Annotated in this window: 17 protein-coding genes and 1 tRNA gene; 5 read left to right on the top strand and 13 right to left on the bottom strand. The window is 46.3% G+C overall.

The window, feature by feature from the left end; genetic code table 11:
- Positions 1-260 precede the first annotated feature (260 nt).
- Complete coding sequence (locus FHS86_RS18690) at positions 261-884, top strand: class I SAM-dependent methyltransferase (protein ID WP_429417463.1); 624 nt, start codon at positions 261-263, stop codon at positions 882-884.
- A gap of 11 nt (positions 885-895) precedes the next feature.
- Positions 896-2,056 (top strand): iron-containing alcohol dehydrogenase, encoded by a 1,161-nt coding sequence (locus tag FHS86_RS18695; protein ID WP_429417466.1) that lies wholly within the window; start codon positions 896-898, stop codon positions 2,054-2,056.
- 13 nt (positions 2,057-2,069) lie between these two features.
- On the opposite strand, the gene FHS86_RS18700 is transcribed toward FHS86_RS18695, so the two are convergent.
- From FHS86_RS18700 to FHS86_RS18715, 4 genes are all read right to left on the bottom strand, one after another.
- Positions 2,070-2,843: a coiled-coil domain-containing protein gene (locus FHS86_RS18700; protein WP_429417469.1), complete on the bottom strand. Its 774-nt coding sequence runs from the start codon at positions 2,841-2,843 to the stop codon at positions 2,070-2,072.
- A gap of 7 nt (positions 2,844-2,850) precedes the next feature.
- A complete protein-coding gene (locus FHS86_RS18705; RefSeq protein ID WP_429417472.1) occupies positions 2,851-4,089 on the bottom strand; it encodes an Nramp family divalent metal transporter in 1,239 nt (412 codons plus the stop codon).
- A 149-nt stretch (positions 4,090-4,238) separates the two neighbouring features.
- Positions 4,239-5,441 carry a dipeptidase gene (locus tag FHS86_RS18710; protein WP_429417475.1) on the bottom strand — a complete coding sequence of 401 codons (1,203 nt, stop codon included), beginning with the start codon at positions 5,439-5,441 and terminating at the stop codon, positions 4,239-4,241.
- The gene (locus FHS86_RS18715) at positions 5,431-6,810 is read right to left on the bottom strand and encodes a UDP-N-acetylmuramate--L-alanine ligase (protein ID WP_429417477.1); all 1,380 of its coding nucleotides are present in this window, start codon (positions 6,808-6,810) and stop codon (positions 5,431-5,433) included. The genes FHS86_RS18710 and FHS86_RS18715 overlap by 11 nt, the downstream gene beginning before the upstream one ends.
- A gap of 189 nt (positions 6,811-6,999) precedes the next feature.
- On the opposite strand from FHS86_RS18715, the gene FHS86_RS18720 reads away from it, so the two are divergent.
- Both FHS86_RS18720 and FHS86_RS18725 read left to right on the top strand, forming a co-directional pair.
- Positions 7,000-7,890 (top strand): MerR family transcriptional regulator, encoded by an 891-nt coding sequence (locus tag FHS86_RS18720; protein WP_429417480.1) that lies wholly within the window; start codon positions 7,000-7,002, stop codon positions 7,888-7,890.
- A complete protein-coding gene (locus tag FHS86_RS18725; RefSeq protein ID WP_429417483.1) occupies positions 7,887-8,735 on the top strand; it encodes an MBL fold metallo-hydrolase in 849 nt (282 codons plus the stop codon). Before FHS86_RS18720 ends, FHS86_RS18725 begins: the two co-directional genes overlap by 4 nt.
- 51 nt (positions 8,736-8,786) lie before the next feature.
- On the opposite strand, the gene sov is transcribed toward FHS86_RS18725, so the two are convergent.
- The 8 genes from sov to FHS86_RS18765 form a co-directional block, all read right to left on the bottom strand.
- A complete protein-coding gene (gene sov / locus FHS86_RS18730) occupies positions 8,787-16,271 on the bottom strand; it encodes a T9SS outer membrane translocon Sov/SprA (RefSeq protein ID WP_429417485.1) in 7,485 nt (2,494 codons plus the stop codon).
- Positions 16,272-16,286: 15 nt separating this feature from the next.
- A complete protein-coding gene (ruvA, locus tag FHS86_RS18735) occupies positions 16,287-16,868 on the bottom strand; it encodes a Holliday junction branch migration protein RuvA (protein WP_429417487.1) in 582 nt (193 codons plus the stop codon).
- 1 nt (position 16,869) lies between these two features.
- Positions 16,870-17,970, bottom strand: a complete 1,101-nt coding sequence (gene pdxA / locus FHS86_RS18740; protein WP_429417490.1) for a 4-hydroxythreonine-4-phosphate dehydrogenase PdxA — start codon at positions 17,968-17,970, stop codon at positions 16,870-16,872.
- Positions 17,971-18,126: 156 nt separating this feature from the next.
- Positions 18,127-19,158: a DUF4837 family protein gene (locus FHS86_RS18745; protein ID WP_429417492.1), complete on the bottom strand. Its 1,032-nt coding sequence runs from the start codon at positions 19,156-19,158 to the stop codon at positions 18,127-18,129.
- Between the two features lie 86 nt (positions 19,159-19,244).
- A complete protein-coding gene (tatA, locus tag FHS86_RS18750) occupies positions 19,245-19,445 on the bottom strand; it encodes a twin-arginine translocase TatA/TatE family subunit (RefSeq protein WP_429417494.1) in 201 nt (66 codons plus the stop codon).
- Between the two features lie 104 nt (positions 19,446-19,549).
- On the bottom strand, positions 19,550-20,878 hold the full coding sequence (gene rseP, locus FHS86_RS18755; RefSeq protein WP_429417496.1) for an RIP metalloprotease RseP: 1,329 nt from the start codon (positions 20,876-20,878) through the stop codon (positions 19,550-19,552).
- Between the two features lie 22 nt (positions 20,879-20,900).
- Entirely contained in the window at positions 20,901-22,064 is a 1,164-nt protein-coding gene (locus FHS86_RS18760; protein WP_429417498.1) for a 1-deoxy-D-xylulose-5-phosphate reductoisomerase, read from the bottom strand.
- A 10-nt stretch (positions 22,065-22,074) separates the two neighbouring features.
- Positions 22,075-22,926, bottom strand: a complete 852-nt coding sequence (locus FHS86_RS18765; protein WP_429417501.1) for a M23 family metallopeptidase — start codon at positions 22,924-22,926, stop codon at positions 22,075-22,077.
- A 281-nt stretch (positions 22,927-23,207) separates the two neighbouring features.
- Between FHS86_RS18765 and FHS86_RS18770 the strand changes: the two genes are divergently transcribed.
- A tRNA-Met gene (locus tag FHS86_RS18770) sits at positions 23,208-23,280 on the top strand.
- 128 nt (positions 23,281-23,408) lie between these two features.
- On the opposite strand, the gene FHS86_RS18775 is transcribed toward FHS86_RS18770, so the two are convergent.
- Complete coding sequence (locus FHS86_RS18775) at positions 23,409-23,534, bottom strand: transposase (protein ID WP_429417504.1); 126 nt, start codon at positions 23,532-23,534, stop codon at positions 23,409-23,411.
- Positions 23,535-23,540 lie beyond the last annotated feature (6 nt).

The raw sequence follows: 23,540 nt of genomic DNA on the forward strand, positions 1-23,540 counted from the left end.
CGTCGGTTGTTCCTTGCTGTTGCAAATTTATAAAGAAAATAATATGTTTGTTTAACCATCTATACAAAAGTCCGATTTATAGGGGGCTAGACCACCTTGTACGATTCCACCAGTCAGTTTCTTGTATTTTCGTCGTATTGCCTCGAAAATCATGGCTTTAATTCGAATGTCTCAGAACAAATGATCAAACCCCTGCACAATTCTTTACACAGCTATTTTGATGATGTGAAATAATCTGCATTTTTGCAGAAAAAACGCTGATGGCTGTAAACAACAACCGACTCAATCGTTTCAGATACACGCTCTATGCTCCCGGATACGACCTGGCTGCGCGCCTTCTCGACACGTCAAGAAAAAAGTCGATACAAAATCTGAATGTACAAGCCGGCGATAAGGTGCTGATTGTGGGTGCCGGAACCGGCATCGACCTCGAATACCTGCCCAAAGGCTGCCATATCACGGCAACCGACCTCACACCAGCCATGATCAGGCAAGTTGAAAAAAGAAACCATCAACTGCAGCATCAACTGCATGCCATGGTGATGGACGGGCAATCACTTGCATTTGAAGACGCTTGTTTCGACAAAGTCATTCTGCACCTGATCCTCTCTGTGATTCCCGATCCGGAAAAAGCACTGCACGAAGCAGGCCGGGTACTGAAAGCGGGGGGCACCCTGGTTGTGTTTGACAAATTTGTAGCTCCTGGCCAAAAACCATCCCTGCTCAGACGTGCTTTTAATTTGTTCACCAATTTGTTTTTCAGCAATATTATCAGGAGCTTTGAAGTCATTGCGGCCCAAAGTCCCCTGGAAGTTGTCAGTGACCGTCCTGCCAATCTGAAAGGAGCTTTCCGTCTCATTGTGATGAAAAAACAAGCTCTTTAAATCCTGTAAAAATGAACTTTACGATAACTGCTGGCCCCCGGATACTATTTGGCAACGGAAACATAGCAAAACTTCCTGCTCTCGTTCGATCATTTGGAAGCAAGGCATTGATAATTACGGGCACATCGTCTTTTATCAGGTCGTTTGCAGCCATGCATTTATTTCAGGAACTTGAAGCTCAGGGAACCGAATTTCACCAAATCATCATTGAAGGAGAACCCGGTCCCGAAGCCATCGATGATGCCGTGGCCGAAAATCGGAACTGGCAGCCCTCGGTGGTGCTAGCCATTGGTGGAGGAAGTGTGATGGATGCTGGCAAAGCCATTTCGGCCATGCTATGCGAAGAAGGCGCTATCAGTCAATACCTCGAAGGAGTTGGCAAGCGCCAGCCTTCGGGAAGAAAAATACCGCTTATCGCAGTTCCTACCACTGCCGGTACTGGAAGCGAAGCCACCAAAAATGCAGTGATCACGAAACAAGGCGAGAATGGCTACAAGAAATCGCTGCGGCACGAACATTATGTACCTGATATTGCGCTGGTCGATCCGGAACTCACCGTTTCGTGTCCGCCTTTCGTCACAGCAGCCTCGGGCATGGATGCTTTTACCCAGTTACTCGAAGCTTTTCTTTCGGACCAAAGCAATGCCTATACCGACACACTGGCACTCGATGGAATGACAAAGCTGGTGAGCGCTATCGAAAAAGCCGTCGCCAAAGGAGATGATACGATGGCCCGTTCAGCCATGAGTTATGCAGCATTGGTATCAGGAATCGCACTTGCCAATGCCGGTCTGGGCGTGGTGCATGGTTTTGCCCAACCCCTTGGCAGTTTCTTTTCGGTGCCCCATGGAGTGGTTTGTGGTACCCTGATGGGCCCTGCCAACCGTATTACAGTTGAAATAGCTGCCCGCGAAAGCAACTGGCGGGTACTCGATAAATACTATCGGGTTGCTCAGTTAATCAGTCGGGAAAGCGACCGACGAAAAGCCATTGATGAATTACTAAAATTCATTGAGCAACTCAGCAATCAGTTCGAATTGCCTTTGCTCAGCGATTTCAACATCAACAGGAACGATTTGCCTTTAATCATTCAACACACAGGACTAAAAAATCATCCTGTTCAGCTTAATGAAGATGATTTACTTTGGATTTTGCAGCAAAGAATGAGATAAGACATCCTGATTTTTATGTTGCCTTTAACCTTTCATTTAAAGAATCAATCGCATTTTTTTGATTGAAAATCCTTTCAGCCAGGGTTTTATTTAGCACCTTATTGTTATTCAGTTCTTTCTTGGCTTCCTTGTATGCCTTTTCTGATCGTTTATTTTTTTTGTTTAAGTTAAGAATCGTGTCCTGATCTTTTTCACTGTTGAGTGTCAACTTTGAAATCTTCTTTTCGAGCAATTTAATTCTGTCATTTAAAATTTTTTCCGTTTTCTGAAAACGCTTGTATTCAACATCTCTATCAAAGTTATTCTTGCTTAGATCATTAATGATATTCTTTTGTTCTTCATTTTTTTCAATTTGCTCATTAAGCTGTTTGGTCAATTCTGCAATGAATACGTCCTTTTGCTTCTGGTCTTTCTGATTTTGGTCTTTCAACCGGGCACTTTCCTGAATCACATTTTTTGTGCAAAGCTGTAGCTGTTCGATTTTAATATTGTTTTTGTAGGCTTGTTCGTTCAATTTCAATACTTCACGTTGAAGTAAATTATTTTCTGATTCAAGGTTGTCGACATGACGTGCCAGATTAAAATCCATCGTGTCAACAAATTTTAATTTCACCTTAACATATTCCTTACCATCTATTTCAATCTTCTCTCCTTTTTCAATATTGCGAAGATGCCGGTGATTTCTATATACTTTCTTTTTTCTAAAAACCTGCAATATTATTTTCAAAGTCTTCTTCATCTGTACATGCTTTAGATTTTGGGGTAACATAAAATTAAAAAAAATCAATGTTCCTCTAGCGAACAAGCAGGAAATAGACTGCAAAGGCGGCGAGCACAACAATGCCCGTCCAGCTGAGCAGCAGCAAGGCTTTACCGGGTCGGAATGCCTTTGGAACCTGCTTTGCTGTGATGGCTTTCAGATTAAGATATGCCAGTACCGGGGCAGTGATGAACGAAAGGGTGGTCGCAAAATCAACCAGCACTTTCATTTGTCCTTTTAAATGGTTAATCAAGAGCGTGGCACCCAGTACCAGTATCAGCACCCATAAAAACACAAAACGCTGTTGCGCCCGCTGGCTTAGCCCATCGCGTTTAAAAACCAGAAGCACCCGGTTCAGTACCCGGGGATAAGCGTCGAGGATGGTAAGGCTGGTACTGAACATGGTGGCAATGGCTGCCACCGCAATTACGGCATAGGCCCATTTCCCGATCGATTGGGTATACAAATCGAAAAACTGCTTGGCAAAGCCAACACCTCCCGAGGCAAAACTTTCGCCACTGTTGTACATAATGGCAGCCCCCAGCCCCAAAAAGGCAAGTGAAAAAATAACGGTTCCCACATAACCAATGTTGAAATCGAGCAGGACTTCTTTCAGCGACGGGCGGTAGCCGCTTTGCTCTGTTTTTGCCAGTGTCCACAACGAATTCCACACCGAGATATCAATGGCGCTGGGCATCCAGCCCACCAGTGCGACAATAAAGGCAATGCTCACAGGAGTCAGTTTCAGTTTGGTATTTTCGAGTAAGAAGGATGTATCGGTTTTGATAACAGCTGCAACAAAAGCCAGCAAGGTAGAAAGCGCCAGCACCACAATTACTCCCTTCATCAGCCGGTCGAGGGTTTTGTAGCGTCCGATCAGGATGATGATGGAACATACAACAAACAGGATGACGGTGATTTGAATCTCGCTAAGGCCAGGAGGCAACACCGAGCCAATTATTCCAACTGTAACCGAAGTAACAGCTGCCAGTATGCTGAACATGGTTCCAATAGTCAATAAGAGAAAAAGTACCACCACCCATTTTCCCATTCGATGATAACCTTCAATAAGACTTTCGCCGGTGGCAATGGCATAGCGAGGACCAAACTGAAAAAAGGGATATTTAATCAGGTTGGCGAGCAGTACGATGCCCACCAGCTGCAGACCGTAATCGGCTCCGGCCCGTGTTGACTGCACCAGGTGGGAAACACCGATTGCGGCTCCGGCCCAGATCAGACCCGGACCAATGGCTTTTAGTACATTCCTGTTCATTGGCTTGCAGGTTTATTGTTATCGATGTCACCTTGCAATACAACTCCAATAAAGATGATCATCAATGGCTTGTGCCTAAATATAAGCATATCGTTTGAATGACAGCCTGCTTGTTGTCAGCGCATTAACAGTCGCATATGCCTGCGATCTTAATGCTGCGCCACTTGTTCGGCTGCCCTGAATACCCTTAGGAAATTACCTCCCCAAATTTTATTGATGTCGTCGGCACTGTAGCCCCGGCGCAGTAACTCTTCGGTTATTTTGGGGAAGTCGGCCACGTCTTCACAGTCGGACAGCCCTCCCCCGCCGTCAAAATCGCTGCCAATACCCACATGGTCGATGCCCACCAGCTTTACCACATGATCGATGTGATCGACTGCATCGGCAATCGATGGCAACACGGGCGGAAAATGCCGGTTGATGCTGTCCCATTCGGCCCAGGCTGCTTTTCGCTCGGCATCGCTTTCGTATTCCCAGTTGTTGTATTTCTTCCGTAATTCTTCTTTTTTCACATAATTCAGCGAAGTGGTGTCGCCTTCCTTAATGTAATCGCCCAGAATACAAATCTGGAGCACCCCCTCTTTTTCAGCCAGTGCACGAATCATATCATCGCTCAGGTTGCGCGGATGATTGCACAGGGCCCTAACACTCGAGTGCGAAGCAATTACCGGGGCGCTGCTCAATTCCAGCACATCGTAAAAGGCTTTGTCTGAAATATGGGAAACATCGGCCAGCATACCCAGTCGGTTCATTTCGGCCAAAACCATCTGTCCAAATTCACTCAGGCCATTGTGTTCACTTCCTTTTTTATCGGTCGATGAATCGCAGAGGTCGTTATTCTGTGAATGCGAAAGGGTGAGATAGCGCACACCTCGTTGGTAGAATTCTTCAACACGAGAAAGCTCGGTGGCCAGTGGAAAACCATTTTCCATGCCTATGCAAATGGCTGTTTTTCCACTATTGACAAGTCGAAGGATGTCGTCGCTGCTTACTGCCAGTTCAAGCACTTCGCTGTTCTGACTGATTGAGGCCAGCGTTGAATCAAGCATGCGATGCGCCAGCCGGTAGGCCTTGTCGTAGTTCTCGGGTGTGCGTTCCTGCTGCCCGGTAAACAACGCGAAAAAAATGGCATCGACAGCTCCTTCTTTCAAGCGGGGATAGTCGACCCGGGTGTCGGGCGCTTCATGGCGCTGACTCAGATCAAGCCCCTTATTCACAAGCAACATGGGCGTATCGGTGTGCGTATCTATCACAAGGGCATGGTGGTGCACCTCGTTGCCCTGGCCACAGGCAAGCATCAGAAGCAGCAATACCACAAGGATCGATCTTTCTGTAAAAATCTTAAAGTTCATTTTGTTTTTTGTATTGATCGCTTAGCAATTGGGCAAAGGCCGGAATGTCTTTTCCCGAGAAATTTCCCGAGCTCATGATAAGCAAGGATTTGTTTTTCCAGTTCTGTTTGGTAAGAAAATCGAAGAGCAGATCGGGACTGGTTACCACTTCGATACCCATTCCGAAGGCACGGTGCACCACGCCCGGAGTTACCGGATCGAGCCGTTTGTGTTCGATGGTTGCCGGATTGTAATACACAAAGGCTTCATCGGCAGCATTCATGCTTCCGTGGTATTCAGGCAAAAATTCTTTTTTCAAACTACTGAAGGTATGCAGCTCCATTACGGCCACCAGTTCCCGCTCAGGATAACGTTCCTTCACGGCATCGATGCTTGCCTTCAGTTTCGACGGCGAGTGTGCAAAATCGAAGAAAACTGTAAAACCCGGAGCTTCAGCTATTTTTTGCAAACGACGGGCCGATCCGCTGAAAGAGGCAATGGCTTCGTAATACTTTTCATCGTCGATGCCGATGGCATTGCACACTTTTCGTGCCCCCTCGAGGTTCTGAAGGTTGTGTTTGCCAAAGATCTTTAAAGGCAACTCTTTTTCGCCATGCAATAAGACGGCCCCACCGGCATCCATCCGGTAGCGGGGAGTTGCATATTTTTGCAAGCTTATTTCATTGCCGAGTTGTTTTGCTATATTTTCAATTTCAGCGTCTTCATTAAAATAGATAAGTTTTGCCCCCTTTTTAAGGCTTTTTGCGAAGACAGCAAACTGATCGACGTAATTTTCAAAAGTGGGAAATACATTCACATGGTCCCATGCAATCCCCGTGATCAGCGCTACCTGCGGATGGTAATGCATGAATTTGGGCCGGCGATCGATGGGCGACGAAAGGTATTCATCACCTTCAAATACAGCAACTTTGGCACTTTCGCTCAGGCGTACCATGTTGTCAAAACCTTCGATGCCGGCACCCACCATGTAATCGAATTCGATGTGGTGGTAGTTAAGTACGTGCATCACCATCGATGTGGTGGTGGTCTTTCCGTGACTCCCTGCAATAACAACCCGTTGCTTATCGCGTGTTTGCTCATAAAGGTATTCGGGATAGGAATAAATTTTCAATCCCAGCTCCTGTGCTTTAAGTAATTCCGGATTATCGGGCATGGCATGCATCCCCAGCACCACTGCATCGATTTCTTTGCTGATGCTTTCGGGCGACCACCCCATTTTGGCAGGCAATAATCCGTGCTGCTTCAATCGGGTACGCGAAGGTTCAAAAATCTGATCGTCGGAACCTGTAATATGATAAGCCTTCAATTTTAGTGCAATAGCAAGATTATGCATGGCACTGCCACCAATGGCAATAAAATGAATGTGCATGATATTTTTTATGGTTAAAAGTAATGAATTCGTGCATTGTTCAAACACGAAGGGAAAAGAACATGGAAAAAACTTGAAAATTGTTTAAATTCGCCATGTCCATTTTCTAAACAAAAAGGCAGCTTAAAGGTTATTTATTCTGTTTAAAGCAAAATATGATCAACCATTGACCGGCAAATTACGATAAGAATGAAGTTGTATTCAATTGGAGAACTGGCAGTTTTGTCTCAGATTAAAGCCCACACCATCAGGATTTGGGAGCAGCGCTACCAGCTGCTTACTCCTGAGCGATCGGAAGGCAATACACGCTACTACTCCGAAAGCCAGCTAAAAAAATTGCTTAAAGTGGCTTTGCTCAATAAAAGCGGAATGAAGATTTCGCACATAGCCCGCTTAAGTGACGATGAACTGCTTGCCAAAACTGCCGAAGTAGCCGTAAAGGATCATTCGCTGGAAGTGGCCGTTGACAACCTGATGGTGGCTTCAATGAACTTTGATCAACACCGGATCATCGAGCTTTTCGATCAATACAACGAAAAATACGGAATTGAGGACACTTTCGAAAAGATTATTTTTCCCTACCTGCGGGTAGTGGGAAATTTATGGGTCAATGGTAAAATCACCCCGGGTCACGAGCATTTTTTCACCAATCTTTGCAAACTCAGGTTGTTCAGTGCAATTGACCATTTACCATTGCAAAACCAAAAACTCCCCCACATACTGTTGGCTCAGCCCGAGTGGGACTTTCACGAACTGGGCATCCTGTATTATCAGTATCTTTTCCGCAAGGCCGGTTATCCCTGTACCTATCTGGGACAGGCAGTTCCGGCAGCCGATGTAATACAAACCGCGTCGACAATAAAGGCCGAAGTAGTAATCACCACATTTATCGGCCCAACCACCCAGGAACAAATCATGCGTTACCTGAGCCAGTTGCTTGAACAAATTCCCGATGCCAGGTTTTATATCAGCGGACCGCATGTCGATTTTCCCCTTAATGACTACGAAGGTCGACTCACGGTTTTTTATAACATGCAGGTTTTGATCGATACGTTTCAACTTAAAACACTAAAACAATGAAGTTACATATTATCGATGCAGGGTCTTTTTTGTGCGATGGCGGCGGCATTTTTGGCGGAGTTCCCAAGATTCTCTGGTCACGACATATTCAAGCCGACGATCGTAATCTGATCAGGCTTTCAATGCGCTGTTTACTCGTAGAAGAGGGTGATCGGAAAGTGCTGATTGAAACGGGTGCCGGCGATAAACTGAGCTGGAAATTCATCGAGAACAACGGCATCAGTCATACCCATCGTTTAATCGAATCGCTGAAGGAAGCAGGTTTTGCACCCGAAGACATCAGCGATGTGGTGCACACCCATTTGCACTGGGACCATGCAGGAGGAGGCACCACATGGGATGAAAAGAAAGCGGCAGTACCTACTTTCCCGAATGCTACCTATCACTGCACCCGTGCACAATGGGAAAATGCATTGAATCCGAATGCCCGCGAGGGAGATGCCTATTTCGAAAACGATTTGTTGCCTGTACAGCGCTCGGGTCGTTTGAACCTGATTGACGAAGAACAGGAACTCTTTCCAGGTTTTGAAATGAGAATATTCAATGGCCATACTCCGGGACAAATCATCCCCGTCATCGCATTCAACAAGCATAAAATTGTCTTTATAAGCGATCTGGTTCCTACGGTTGCCAACATTCCGCTGAAATGGGTGGCCGCCTACGACCTCTTTCCTGTGACGACCATGGAAGAAAAAGAAAGTTTTCTGCGTGAAGCCTACGAAAACAAGTACCTGCTGTTCTTCAATCACGACATGGAACATGAATGTGCCACGGTAACATGGCATGAAGAAAAGGGGCCCAGGGTCGGACAAAAAGGTACACTACTAAACTTCCTCGCCGAATAAACCTCGATTCAGCAAATAAAGCAGAAACAGCTTTATTAAACGCCAGCCTGCTTACATAATTGAGAAGTTAAAGCTGAGGCCAAACTTGGTGTTCGAACGCATGTGGCCGTTGATGGTGTTGTGAGGTGAGCTCATATTGTACTGGTAGTATAGTTTCACATTCAGTTTATCACTTACCATGTAATCGGCCTGGAAATCGAGCGAAAGCACCTTGGTACCTCCATTCAATTCACCATCTTCCACATCAATTTTTCGCAATACATTCTTGTAATTGCTGCTGGTAACATCGAAGCGCATATTGATATCGTTCGATACGGTTTCTGATTTTTTCCTGGTTTTTATAATCATGTCGAGCCCGGTGAAACGATAGCCCAAGCCCACACTGTACTCATCCTTGATCATTTCGTTGAGCTGGTTGGCTGTAAAATCGAAGTTCAGGTTACGGGTTTTTCTGATTTCAAAACGGGTACTCAAATCATTTACAAAACCAATATCGACATTGATAAGCGGATTGAACGATTCCTGAATATTGACTGAAGTAATGGCCAGTTCGGGGATGAAGGTAGTACCATCCAATTCGTCGCGGGTCCAGCTCAGTCCATCCTGATCGGGGCGGTAACCCAGGTTGGTTTCAAACTGCCCGATGCTGTAGGTCGATTTGTAACTATGGCTGAAGTTGAGCGAATGAACAACGTTTTTCATCCAGTCGATTTGCTGGGGGTTTCCGTTGTAATTTACCCTCCAGTTAGGTCTGATCCACTGCAGACCGGGACGGGCGGTAAGCGGTACCCTGGTGGGATCCATTCCGGTATAAGCTGCAACAAAGGCAGGAATAATTACATCGGTTGAAGCAAGCGACACGCCCTGAACCGTTTCACCGGGACGCTTGCTGTAGCCAACATCTTCGACCCAGCCGCGCTGACTGTTCAGCCTGTTGGCAATGACCTGCAGATTCTCGTACCTGAACTGGTTAAAAGTGGTCGATTGCTTCTCGTCGCCCGAGAGCTTGTCGTCGAAAAGCGTTTTCAAAGTCAGGATGGTCATGTCGAAGTTACCCGACTCTTTGCCATTTAACAGTTCGAACAACAACTCTTCCTCGTTGTAGTTGATAAAACTGCTGTTATTATTCGACTCCCGGCGATTTCCGGTCAAATCGATCTGCACATTGGGGATGGGCTCCAACTGTACTGAGAAGTTCCATGTTTCGCTGCTTTGTAAACGGTATTGTTTCTGTATGGAATTGTCGGTGGTAATCCAGCCATTCGAAGCTGCCTCAAGGGCAAAACGATCGTTCTGCCATCCCAACAGGAAAGGAATGGTAGGTGCCAGATTATTGCCGGTTGTTTCGTCGTTGCGCATGCCAAACAGATAAGGCTCGGGCAGGAAGCCCGGCAATTCGGTGGCCCCTGTTTTGTTATAGGTCACCCGCACACTGCGAACGCCCATTAGCATGCGGGTGGTATAGGCCAGTGCCTTTTCGAGGAACAGTTCTGTTATTTCCCGTTCACCGGTAATCAGCACGGTTCCGTTTCGCACGGCCACGGCAGGTTTAAAATTCACCCGGTTGATATCAACCACCGTCACTTCACCATTTACCGTATCTCCCCGTTCGTTCAATACCACTACCTTCACCTTGTTGGTTTCGAGTCGGTGGAAAATCGATTTGGGCACATCGGCTCTGAAACTCATGTTCTTTTCGCGGTACTTCACCTCCTTGATGCGCTTCACCGCTTCACTTTTGGCCTCGGCTGCCTGCTGATCCTGTTGTTGGCGCGAGCGACTGCCATAAGTACGACCGTATGACTGGAAACGACTGTTGACACTTTTCAGGTAAGGTACCTTATTGTAGAGCGTCTGGAAATTCAACTGTCCGTTGGCCCTAAGATTCATGTTGTTGCCAGCCGAATTCCCCAGTTCAACCGGATTATCACCGCTTTGAGCCAGTTGAGGCCCTGCCATCCAGTCGTAAGCTCCCTTATAATTCACCGAGGCACTGGTCCAGTCGAGCAAGGGTAATTTATTGATAGGCAGCCGGTAATTTACCGTCAGGGTATGGGTATAATCGACCGGACGGCCAAAGGATGCCAGGTTGTTATAAATTTCCTGCATCATTAAATCGTACTCGTCGGGATTGGTTTCCCGATCCATCACACCAGCCAGTTCGTCAATGCGGGAAATGTTTTTGTTGGAGAAATCGAGGCTCAACGATTGCGACAGGTTGTATCTGAAATCGAAATAGCGGTTCCACAGGAAGTCTTTCTGCACGGTAGTGGGCATTTCGAGATTCAGTCCCGAATTATCACGTGCAGTTCGTTCGTTGTAATTCCTGGTCAGATCGGTACGGAAAGAAATCATTTCGGGCAATACCGAGAAATTAAAATCGCGGATGAGCGCAAAAGCATTGGGTTTCAGAAAATCGACACTTTTGAATGGCCTGATGGGTGTTGAACGGGTTGAATAATTGTAATTAAAGACGCCCTTTTCTGTCTTCTGAAGTTGTTTTTCAATATCGATGTTGTGCGCCACCTGTTCGTTTTTGGCATACGATACCGAGAAGTTTTCAATGTCGATGGGGAGTGGTGTCCGATCGGTTTTTTTCCTTTGTGGCTCAAGCATTACATTATTAAAATTGAGACTCTTGCGCACCACCACATCCTGGGCTGCCGATAATATTTCTTCCTTTTCTTCGGGGCTTTCCACTTCATCGAGTGCATCTTTCATTTTGATATCGGTGCTCAGCGGACTGTATTCGGGATTTGACACCTGTTGTGAATAACTGTAGAAGAAGGGCAGCCGAAGTCCTATTTGCTCGGGCACCAGTTTGCCCAGCTCGGCAGTAGCCGCCATGTCGAACTGGTAGCGGTTTTCGAGGCTGCGCTGGGCAGCAACCTGGTTAATGCTTCCCCAGCCAACCGACTGTGTACGCCCGGCAAGCGACACGCTTCCCAAATCGGCCAGACGCAGTGCCATGCGGCCTGAAGAGGCCCAGCCACCACGACTGTCGAGATCGCTAACCCTGAGTTCGTTCACCCACACTTCGACCGAACGTGGTCCCAATTTGTTTCGTTCGGGATTGCGCACTCCCACATAAACCACATCGACTTCACCCAGGCTTGGATTACCCACCACCCTGAAGATGTTCTTTCCACCAAGCGATTCGGTGTCGATCTCTTCATAGGCATCCCTTTGTGAAAGTGTTGAACCGGCCCTTCGAATCTCAGCATTTCGGTTCATTTTTACCTGAGAAAAACGATCGAGTTCTACCAACAGGCGGTTTTCCTTAGGCCAAACAATCAGCCGGTCGGCCGCACTTTCGTTATTGTACGAAGTTGCCGGTTCGGGTGTAAGCTTCAGGGGTATTTCGTATTCATAATAGTTATCGGCATCGGTTCCCATGCGCATGATCAGCGACAGCTCGTTGTCGTTGAGCACTTCATTGCCCAGCTTCTCGGCATGAACATCCATCTGAATGCGCTTAAACTGTCGCAGATCGACACCTACTTTTTTGTAAACGGCCCGCGCATCGCCTGCTTCGAGGTTTTGCACTTTCAAGAGCATCGACTGCTCATTCATATCGATGGGGGTTGGGTTCGAAGGATCGACTTCCCTGTCAATATCGGGAGGCAGAATGTAGTTGATGGGGGTACGGTTGCCATTTTCTTCAATGTTGATGGACGTAACATCAAACTTAACATCCGACGATTCGGTTGCACCCGGTTCAACCATGGTATGAATTACCTTGCGCCAGTCGGAACGCACCAGGTTGAGGGTTCCAAAACGCAATACCACCGAATCGCTGAAGTTGGTCAGATACATCCGCATGAAGCGGATCGATTTAAAATCGTGAATCTCACCAATGCGTTCATAAGCACTCGAATCGGTGACAGGAATCTTAAACTGGTACCAGTTCACGGTTTCAAGCTGTTCATTGGGCAGTTTTACCTGACGGGCCACTTTGTCCACCACAAAATTTTGTCCCACCACAAGATCTTCGGGACGCAAACTCACACGGTACTGATAATACGCCTCCAATTCATTGAGCGTATTGTCTTCGTTGATGTCTTCGATGTCGGGCCGGTCTTTTCCCACCGGCGAATAGGGCAGGTCGGTCATGTCCTGGGTCGGAGAGTTCCCGTCGGGGCTGTTGTACAATTTGTAGCGTTCGAGTACCGTTAGTTGCTGTTCGTCGTAATCGGGGCCCCGATAGTAATGGAAGTTGTCGTTTGCAGGGTCGTTCATTACCTTGTCGAGTGCGCTGGGAGAAAGAATCGACTGAAGTTTGCCGATGTATTCATTAAAGAAAGAAGCTTCATCTTCATCGCTCAGACCATCGAGTCCCAGATCCTGATAGCTGCGACTGTTGGCTTCATTATCGAAACCGACACCCAGTTGGGTCTTGGTTGAAACACGCCCCCACACGGTGGTGTCAATATTAACCGGATCACCAACAGGCAAACCGTTTTCGAAAGCCTTGCGCGAGTCTTTCAGTATGTCTTCGGAAACATTACCCAGGTTGAAATAAAGATCTCCTCCCTCGTGCGTTCCATCATCATAAATGTAGGGATCGAGCACCCAGAATTCGATGAATTCAACATTTGAGGCTTCAAAGTTGGGTGTTTTTATATCGCGCATTACACCAGCCCAACGCGAGGTAGGTTCACGCAACTTATTATCCTGATCGACCCCGGCAGTGTAACCGGGTGCAGGTGCTGCATCAAAGTTATAGGGGCCCTTTTCCCTGGGATAAAAAGCAAGATCAAAAGTATAGAGGTAGTTACTCATCCCAAGGGCCAGCTCTTTGCCCGGATAGATTTCATTTACCAGCACCGTGCGCGTATAGTGATTTGAACGGTAGTCGGGATTGGCTTTCATGTACGAAGGCATAGACGAACTGCTAGGGTCGTTGAACACGGTACGATCGACCGAATACCAGGCCAGTCTGGCCCGGTTGGCACCATAGAGCAGGTTGTTATCCAGTTCGGCTTCGGGAAATACCGATGGTTGTCCCTGTGGTGTGGATGCCAGTTCCCAGCCATAGTAGTTGGTAAATGAATAGGACGTTTCCACTCCTTCAAAATCGTCGATATAGATCTGATTTCCCGTCGATTTGGAATTGCCGGTAATGAGCTTGGCCACTTCGCCTTCGATGGAGATGCTCGATTCGACATCCGATTCGTAGAAAGGAAGCAGGTTGACCACGTCGGTCAGCAACTTCGAACGGTCGCGGTATTGAAAATCGAGGCCCAGCATCATGTTCGAAACCGGCTCCTCGCCCATTTCGACTTTATTGGTGATGGGACGTTCGTTCATGTACATCATGGTTCCGCCAATGTTCAGCTTGTCGGAAACATAATAACTGGCATAGGTGCCCAGCAGTGTTTTCCGCTGGGTACTGATCAGCTCCTGACTTTCGGTTGAAACCTGAATGGGTGTACCTGCCTCAAGGTAGGCATCGTTGATAATTTTCACCCGTCCCAGAGCATAATCGACCACATAGTCCTGATCTTCGATGAGCGTTACTCCGCCTGCCGAAACCTTTACAGAGCCCGGTGCCAGGTTAAAGGCATTGAGCGCAATTTCGGAGCCCGACGAACCTTTGTACGAGCCCACCATGGCAAACTTGTTATGACTGAGATCCTGTTCGGCTTTCGTTTTAGATTCAGCATACAAACTAGAATAGGCATATTTCTCAACCAGATCGGGATTGCTGAGATTGTCGGCTATGTTTGAGCCAAAAGGTTCCAGAACCGGAAAAATGATTCTCCCCGATCGCTGGATGACCGTAATCCCCTGCACAAAGTCAAAAACACCGTCGGGGCCATAATCCTTTTGTGAATTAAGATTGTCGAGGTTCATCAGCTGAAGCAGGATGGTATCCTTTAAATCTCCTTCGGGAAGGTAGTTGATGTAGGTATTGGTTGAGTCGTTTTTATATACCACCTGAAAATCGAAATCGGCCGCTGCCAGATCGTAAGCCCCCAGGTTGTAAACGTTTTTCATCATCAGGTCCCAGGTTGGCAATTCGGGTGAAAGGTTGGTTCCCTTGATCAGTTTTACCAGCAATGCTTTTTCCGACTCAATGTTGTTGGTGGTAAACTCACCTACCTGATAAACTTCTCCTCCTACCGTGTATTCATAGGCAACAGCCAGTACCTCGTCGGTGTTGAGTGAAGCATTGAGCGAAATAAAACCCAGTTGTGGGTTGAAGGTATATTCCGTTTCAGCCAATTTTCGAGCCTGCCCAACCTTTTCCCAGTCTTTTCCGTTTTCGAAACCATAGCTCTTTAGGGGTGCCAGGGTTTGATTCACCTGATCGGCTTCACGCACTCCTGCATAATTGTTGATCAAAGCCTGGTACATTCCGTTGGCACTGTTGGCCGGATAAGGATCGCCGCTTGCAGCAAATTCGGGAACCGAATTGGTCAGATTTCCTGCTGCTTCTCCTAAGTCGACAAGCGCAACAATGTCGCGCGCCGAATTAAAGTTTTGATTTTTGTTGGTAATCCATACCTCGATGCGGTTCACTACTGCCTGTGAGCTGATTACAGGGAGGGTTGAAAGAGCATCGTTGTACTGATCGCGAAAGAACTTAGAAATAAAGAAGTGACGGTTTTCATCGTAGTCGGAAGCCGGAATTTCGAAATTGGTTTTCTGAGCACCGCCTTCGGTTTCAATCACCTGCGATTCGCCTTTGTGCTGCGACAGCACGGTGGTAAGATTGAGCCGGCCAAACTGCATCTCGGTTTTGATACCAAAAAGATTGGTACCTCCCTGAATAAGTGAACCATTCAGGGGCAGTGACACATTACCTGCTTCGATACGGCGAATAATCTCATCTTCTTTCCCGCTGTATTCCAGGTTCATTTTGTTCTCAAAATCGAACGTAGCCTCGGTGTTGTAGTTGAAGTCAAGATCGACCTTGTCGCCAATTTTTCCGCTTACGCTAATGTTGATCTGGTTTTCAAAATCGAAGGTAGTAACCCGTTTTAAGCGCTCGTGCAGGTTGGGGTCGTCGAGGTAATTCGACTCGACACCAAACTGTACTTCAACATAGCCCTGGGGGCGGATGTCGATCACCTCGCTACCGAAAATATTACTGAACGCTTCACTTTCGATGCGAAGCTGAGGAATGAGGCCTCCCTGTTCACTTTCAATGGATTCGGCTTCGGTACGGGTTCGCCAGTATTCCCTGATTGCCTGATCGAAATCGTATTTTACATACTCTTTCAGGCTCATGGTTTTGGGCAAACGGTAATACGAATTTCCGATGCGTTCGTAAATAATGTATTGCTGTGTTTCGGGATCGTATTCCACCTTGCGTTCGATGTTCGGGGGCATGTTGAGGTACAAACCTCCCTGTTCCACTTCATCGGGATAGTCGAATTGCCCCTGATCGTCGAAAGGAAATTGCAGGGTGCCCGTTGTATCGGTAACTGCAAGGGGGGTATTTTGGCTTCCCTGGCCGTAAACCTTCATCATGGTAAGCGATGTCAGCAGCATGACCAGGACCAGTATGTAGCGATAAACTCTTTCCAAAACTAAATATGGGATTTACATTTGTTTCAATGCATCCTTGATGATTTGTTCCACCGTTTTTGCGGGTTCCTCTCTCAGGATTTTATCAACAACTTTTTCAGCACTCTTTTTAACAAAACCAAGAGTTACTAATGCTGATAACGCTTCTTCGCGGTGTGTATTGTTTGTGTCGGCAAAAATATTGGCAGCAAGCGGCTCTTTGGCCAGTTTGTCCTTCAATTCAACAATTATGCGTTGTGCTGTTTTGAGTCCGATTCCCTTTACGCTTTTCAGGCGGTTGACATCGCCCGTAACGATGGCGCTTTTCAGCTCGGCTACCTGCATCGACGACAGGAAGAGGATGCCGGTATTGGCTCCTACACCTGAAACCGAAATCAACATTCGAAAGAGTTCTCTTTCTTCAAAGTTGCTAAAGCCATACAAGGCATGGGCATCTTCTCTGATTACTTCATGAATGTACAGTTTCATCTGCTTTTTTCCCGAAACTGCCGAGTAAGTCGAAAGTGAAATATGGATGAAGTATCCCACTCCGTGAAGGTCGAGCACAATGTGAGCGGGGTTCAATTCAATCACCTCGCCGTTAAGGTATTCAATCATATTAATAGTCGCTATCGTTCTCCTTGGTTAAATCGACATGATCGGATTCACCATTGGAATTGATTTCATATTTGGGTAAGGGCTTTTTGCTGATTTCCTCGTAATTTTTTCGGTTACGGTAAATATCGATGGCCATGTAAATGGCCTGACGCAGCGATTCTCCCGAGGCTTCATTTTGTCCGGCAATGTCGAAAGCCGTACCATGGTCGGGTGAGGTACGCACCACGGGCAAGCCGGCGGTATAGTTTACCCCGCTGTCGAAGGTAAGTGCCTTGAAGGGAGCCAGTCCCTGGTCGTGGTACATGGCCAGCACGGCATCGAACTTGTAATGCTGCCCTGAACCAAAGAAACCATCGGCAGGATAAGGCCCCATGGCCGTAATTCCTTTATTGAAAGCTTCTTTAATGGCTGGTGCAATTATCTCCTGCTCTTCGCTTCCCAGCAGTCCATTGTCGCCGGCATGCGGATTCAGCCCCAACACGGCAATGCGGGGATTGGTACAAGCAAAATCCTGAACCAGCGAACGATGCAATGTTTTCAACTTGGAAACAATCAACTGTTTTGTAACAGAAGCAGCCACTTCGCCCAGCGGTAAATGCCCTGTAACCACGCCAACTCTTAAATTGCCGGAAATCAACAACATCAAATGATCACGCACCTCGAACTGCCTTGCAAGAAACTCGGTGTGACCCGGAAAGTTAAAAAGCTCCGACTGGATGGTATCTTTGTTGATGGGCGCAGTAACTAAAACATCAATTTTTCCATCCTTCAGGTCATTCACACCCTGTTCGATGGCCATGTAAGCCGCTTCGCCGGCCTGCGGATTGGTTTTTCCCAGCTCCACTCTCACATTGTCATCGCAACAATTAACGATATTCACCTTGTGAAGGTCAGCATCGGAAGCAGTACGAACCTGGTTAAAGTTGAAGGTTTCCAAATCAAGTACTTTCTTATGATAAGCTGCAACCTTGGGGGAACCATAAACCACCGGAGTACACAACTCGAGCATTCGTGGGTCTTCGAGTGCCTTGATAATCACTTCGTAACCAATGCCGTTGATGTCGCCCTGGGTGATTCCCACCTTTATTTTGTCTATCTTCATCCTTTAATCGCTTTATATTGAATTGAAATACTACCCTGATGGCAGAAGCACAAAATTAAGTTTTTTTTTCGATTTTACTGACTCAGGAACCAACAGCCAACAAGCGTACGCAACAAGACAGGCAAACAGCAACACAACTACAAGAACAACAACTGCTTACTCTTCAAACTGAACATTGATCTTGTCGATTTCATCCTGATTAATAAAGGCTGCAGAGTAAATCATGGCTTCGACCTGCCTGATCAGGGGCAATTTGTCCTTGCCCGGAGCATATACATAAGCATCGAGTGTTAGCACCCTGTTTCCAAGCAAGTCGAGCGTTGAAAGCGAAATAAAGGGGCCGCCCATAAAATCGTTTTCCACCTTCCACAATCCACGCATTTCTGCTGAATAATTTCCATTACGCTGAAAAACATTAAAGAGCAGAGGAACTTCCCGTTCTGTGGTCATGTAACTTCCTTCGACAGGACCCGGTACATTGTTCTTGAGTACCACATTTCTTTTAGCAACAAGGTACTCACTTGTGAAGGTACTGTCGTCGTCATATGGGAAGGAGTAAATCAGAATTCCCTGACTGATTTCGGGGGTTTCATACCTGATCCACATAAAGTCATCGCTTTGTTCAGCCACTTTAAAACCAGGAGGAACATTCAAGGTGAGGCCAAAGACCTCTTTTGTTTTATTCGAAACTGCTTTTTCGTTGTAATTGGAGTAATTCAGCTGTAGTCGGTCGCGTTCGGCCTGTATAAAGAAACCTGCAATCCGGTCGGAATTTTTGTTAAGCAGACTCACCAACTCATCGCTGCTTTTGGCATTGACATAAACCACTGCCTGGGTGTGGGCATGCACATCGCGTTTAAAAAGCACTTCGCTGGCTTCAACTCCTGCGCCAATATTGGTCACCATCAGATTACGGCTGGTTTTAAATATATCACCAAAGGCTTCGTGAGGAATCTTTATCAGATCGAAGATGGCTTCTTCCTGAGGCAGTCCCAATTGTGGCTGAGCAAGAATTTCCCTGATTTTTTCGCCTGGCTGGCCCTCCCAGTTTGAGGGAGCAATTACTACAACCAGCTCACCTAATTTGCCGGTTACATTTCGTTTCATCGACACCTGATTCCGGTTACTACAGGAGAAGAAGAGGCCCATGACTAAGATCATGGCTGTAAGGATAGTAATTCGTTTCATTGCAGTTGCTATTTTAGGTTTATAAGACGTTGACACCAACAAAAACCCCGCCATAATAGCGGGGTCTTTTGTATGTTTTTAAAATATCAACGATTTTCCTTTTCACCCTTATTGGCTTCCGGTTTATCATCGTCTTCGCTGGTGGCATTTTTAAATTCTTTCATGCCCTTGCCCAGGCCCTTCATGAGCTCGGGAATTTTACGGCCTCCAAAAAAAATAAGAACAATGATCAGGATGATGATGACTTCCTGTCCTCCAAACCAGCCCGCTATTACATTTAAAGTCATAAGCTTGTTATTAATTCATTCAAAATTCGAGTCTCACAAATATAAGAAACTGTTTTCAATTTACTAGGAGGCAGTTATTTTTCTAATAACTGCCAGTTGTTGATTTATCTGAACAACTTGATTACGTCGTTGGCATTGGCATAAAGTACCAGCAATAGTAAAATGCTTAATCCAACAAACTGTGCATATTCAAGAAATTTCTCATTGGGTTTACGTCCGCTGATCATTTCATACAAAACAAACATCACATGGCCACCATCCAAAGCCGGAATGGGCAAAATGTTCATAATGCCGAGGATGATGGAAAGAAAGGCGGTCATCTTCCAAAACACCTGCCAGTTCCACATTCCCGGGAAGATGCTTCCAATGGTAATGAAGCCTCCCAGCGATTCGTATCCTTTGGTGGTACGGTTAAAAATGAGCTTGAACTGTTTCAGGTAGTCGACCGAAGTTTCGTAGCCCATGGCAATACCAGCCGGAATTGACTCAAGGAAACCATAGTTTTTGGTTTCAAACTCAAAGTATTTCGAAAAATTCCGGTTCCACTGAATACCCAGCATCCCATTTTCTGTAAGTTGAACAGGAAGTTCAAGCAGCTCATCATTGCGTGAAATCGTTATCAGTACTTCCTGGCCCTTCAGCGATTCAAGCGCCTGGGCAAACTGATCCTGAAACTCAAATTCCTGTTTGTTTACAGCTACAATGTGGTCGCCTTTTTGCATTCCGGCTTCGAGGGCAGGCGATTCCTTGCCAAAACCCATTACTTCCATATCGAAAGGAAAGCGTAAACCAATTACACTGCTCTGGCTTTTCATAATCTTAGCCACATCGTGCTGGGTGATTGGAATATTTACCACTTTTCCGTCACGCTCTACCTGAACCGATTCTGCCCCTTCGAGTATCAAATGTGGAATTACATCGAAAAAGGCTTCCACCTCTTCGTTTCCAACTGTTAGAATTATGTCTCCATCGCGAAAGCCGATTTCTTCACCAATGGCGTTGGCTTCGATTCCATAAGCCACGTTGGATGTTGGCAGAAACTCTTCTCCCCAAACGTACAACACACCAATGTAAATGATGAGCGCGGTAATGAAGTTCATCAGCACGCCCCCCACCATGATGAGCAGCCGCTGATAAGGCTTTTTTGAGCGGAATTCCCAGGGCTGAGGCGGCTGTTTCATTTGTTCCTTGTCCATCGACTCGTCGATCATTCCTGAAATTTTAACATAACCTCCCAGTGGCAACCAGCCAATGCCATATTCAGTTTCACCCCGCTTGGTTTTAAACAGGGAGAAGCCTAAATTGAAAAACAGGTAAAATTTCTCGACCCTGCATTTAAAAAATTTGGCAAACATGAAATGGCCCATTTCATGAACGATGATCAGGAGCGATAAGCTCAAAACAAACTGGGCCGCTTTAACTAAAATATCCATTAAGAATTCCTTTATTTCTGGTTTATATTTTTAATTTCTTAATCAGCTCACCTGCCATCTTGCGTGATTCTTTGTCGGTCGCAATGTAATCGTCGATCGAAGGATGAGCAATAAAAGCAATTTTGTGCATGGTTTGTTCAATGATTTCCGACATTTGAATGAATCCAATTTCATCCTTCAGGAAAGCATCAACCACCACTTCGTTGGCTGCATTGACCACACAAGCAAGGTTCCCACCTTTTTCGAGTGCCAGGTAAGCGAGTGCAAGATTACGAAAATTTTCCAAATCGGGTGTGCTAAAGGTCAGTTGGGGATGATTGATAAAGGAAAAGCGGGGGAAATTGTTGCTCCACCTTGAGGGATAACACATTGCATACTGTATGGGCAGGCGCATATCGGGCAGTCCCATTTGGGCCTTGATCGAACCATCGGCAAACTGAACCATCGAATGAATGATGCTCTGGGGATGAACCACTACTTCGATCTGTTCAGGCCTGAGATCAAAAAGCCATTTGGCCTCAATCACCTCAAAACCCTTGTTCATCAGCGTTGCCGAATCGATGGTTATTTTGGCCCCCATGTCCCAGTTGGGATGCGCCAGTGCTTCGGCCCGGGTCACCTTCAGCAACTTTTCCCGGTTAAATCCCCTGAAAGGCCCACCCGAACAGGTAAGGATAATTTTATCGATCCTGTTTTGTTCCTCTCCGGCAAGACATTGGAAAATGGCCGAATGCTCTGAGTCGACCGGAAGCAGTTTCACCTGGTATTCCTGACACAAACGGGTAATCAGATCGCCGGCAACTACCAGCGTTTCCTTATTGGCCAGGGCAATTTCCTTTTGGGCCTTAATGGCATTGATCACAGGCAATAAGCCGGCATAACCTACCATGGCCGCCAGCACCATGTCGACGGCATCGTCCTGCACCACCTGTTGCAGCGCCAGTTCGCCGGCAAACACCTCAATGCCTTTGATCGCGAGGGCTTCACTTACTTCATCATATTTTTCGGGATTGGCAATGACCACAATACGGGGTTTGAAATGCAGGGCCTGCTGAATCAGCAAATCTACATTGTTGTTGGCAGTGAGTACTTCAACCGAAAAAAGGTCGGGATAGCAGCTCACCACATCGAGGGCCTGCGTTCCGATTGAGCCGGTAGACCCCAGTATGGCCAGACGTTTCTTCATGGTTTTTGGTTTAAAATGAAATGTATTGCTCCGCATCGAGCGGGACACCATTCTGCCACAACTCAAGGTGCAGATGTGGTCCGGTAGAATATTCGCCTTCGTCACCCATAATGGCAATCAGATCGCCGGCATTCACATGGTCACCTGGTTTAACCAACACTTCGGCATTGTGCTTGTAAACCGATATCAGGTTGTAATCGTGCTGTATCTGCACCACATAACCAGTGGTAACCGACCATTCGGCAAAAAACACGGTGCCTGGCAACACGGCTGCAATGTAGGCATTTTCTTTTCCTACGATGTCGGTTCCGAAATGCCCCGGTGTGGCATCAAACCTGTTCACCACCACCCCTTTCACCGGAGTAAAGAAGTTTAATTTGGTAATCTCTGTGATGCTTTGATCCACATCGAGATAAGTAAAGCGGTATTTATCACGACCAATGAGCCGGTCAAAAATTGAATCGTCGTTCATTGGTGACATGTTAAGTGCCTCAACGTTTTGCATTTCGTTGCGAAAACTATCTTCCACCACGCCTCCGGATATTACCTGGCGGATGTTTTCGAGATAGCTGTCACGACGAAGTATCTCCTTGTGTAATGAATCGACCATGATGGCATTGTGCAACATGGCGACACGCAATTTATTGGAAGGATAACCGGGAACTGTTTGGCGCAAAGGGGTAAAAAACAAAAGCAAAACCACTACCGCTGCCGTGAGCAGCATCACCAACGCAAGCAATGAAATCACTTTAAATTTAGAGACCTTTTCCGAATACACTTCGGTAAGATGAGCCGGATCGATTACCGACAACTGGTATTTTTTAAGAAGATCGTTTATGAAATCCCCTGCCTTTTTTGCCATTGACTTTATTTTAGCAGCCACAAATTTAACAATTATTGGTCAGGAAGAAACAGCAAAATGACAAACAGGGGTGCGGGACGAAGTGCAAACATCGATTTACCGGAAAAACACAGGGCGCAAGGAAAAAAATATCAGACAGCAAATAAAAGAAAATGAAACAGTTCGCCTGAAAGCGCTTTTTTCGGTCACGAAAATTCAGAAAAAAGAAGCGGAACATTTTGGTGTTTCGTCAAGCTTGTCTATATTTGCATCCGCATTTGAGAAACAAATGTACCGGATATTGCGGGGTGGAGCAGTTGGTAGCTCGTCGGGCTCATAACCCGAAGGCCGTAGGTTCAAGTCCTGCCCCCGCTACACAGACAAAGAGAATCAGGAAACTGGTTCTCTTTTTTGTTGGCTATGTTTTGTACTTACGTTTTATATTCTGAAAAATACGACAAAATCTATATGGATCAAGCCAATTTTCTGGGGATTTACGATTTTCAAGCATAAATTTTAGCTAATCTATAAAGAAAGAATGGGATGTTTCTTACCCCTCTGAACTGAGATCTAAATGCTTTAATTTTAGCATTAAAAGATTCTGCCGATGCATTTGTGCTTCGGTTTATAAAGTA

The sequence above is a fragment of the Roseimarinus sediminis genome, assembly GCF_050433125.1.
Classification (GTDB): domain Bacteria; phylum Bacteroidota; class Bacteroidia; order Bacteroidales; family Prolixibacteraceae; genus Roseimarinus; species Roseimarinus sediminis.

What these genes read in the sequence shown, in the direction of transcription:
- FHS86_RS18690 (WP_429417463.1), top strand. Translation starts at nt 261, where the DNA reads ATGGCTGTAAACAACAACCGACTCAATCGTTTCAGATACACGCTCTAT.
- FHS86_RS18695 (WP_429417466.1), top strand. Translation starts at nt 896, where the DNA reads ATGAACTTTACGATAACTGCTGGCCCCCGGATACTATTTGGCAACGGA.
- FHS86_RS18705 (WP_429417472.1), bottom strand. Translation starts at nt 4,089, where the DNA reads ATGAACAGGAATGTACTAAAAGCCATTGGTCCGGGTCTGATCTGGGCC.
- FHS86_RS18710 (WP_429417475.1), bottom strand. Translation starts at nt 5,441, where the DNA reads ATGAACTTTAAGATTTTTACAGAAAGATCGATCCTTGTGGTATTGCTG.
- FHS86_RS18715 (WP_429417477.1), bottom strand. Translation starts at nt 6,810, where the DNA reads ATGCACATTCATTTTATTGCCATTGGTGGCAGTGCCATGCATAATCTT.
- FHS86_RS18720 (WP_429417480.1), top strand. Translation starts at nt 7,000, where the DNA reads ATGAAGTTGTATTCAATTGGAGAACTGGCAGTTTTGTCTCAGATTAAA.
- FHS86_RS18725 (WP_429417483.1), top strand. Translation starts at nt 7,887, where the DNA reads ATGAAGTTACATATTATCGATGCAGGGTCTTTTTTGTGCGATGGCGGC.
- ruvA (WP_429417487.1), bottom strand. Translation starts at nt 16,868, where the DNA reads ATGATTGAATACCTTAACGGCGAGGTGATTGAATTGAACCCCGCTCAC.
- pdxA (WP_429417490.1), bottom strand. Translation starts at nt 17,970, where the DNA reads ATGAAGATAGACAAAATAAAGGTGGGAATCACCCAGGGCGACATCAAC.
- FHS86_RS18745 (WP_429417492.1), bottom strand. Translation starts at nt 19,158, where the DNA reads ATGAAACGAATTACTATCCTTACAGCCATGATCTTAGTCATGGGCCTC.
- tatA (WP_429417494.1), bottom strand. Translation starts at nt 19,445, where the DNA reads ATGACTTTAAATGTAATAGCGGGCTGGTTTGGAGGACAGGAAGTCATC.
- rseP (WP_429417496.1), bottom strand. Translation starts at nt 20,878, where the DNA reads ATGGATATTTTAGTTAAAGCGGCCCAGTTTGTTTTGAGCTTATCGCTC.
- FHS86_RS18760 (WP_429417498.1), bottom strand. Translation starts at nt 22,064, where the DNA reads ATGAAGAAACGTCTGGCCATACTGGGGTCTACCGGCTCAATCGGAACG.
- FHS86_RS18765 (WP_429417501.1), bottom strand. Translation starts at nt 22,926, where the DNA reads ATGGCAAAAAAGGCAGGGGATTTCATAAACGATCTTCTTAAAAAATAC.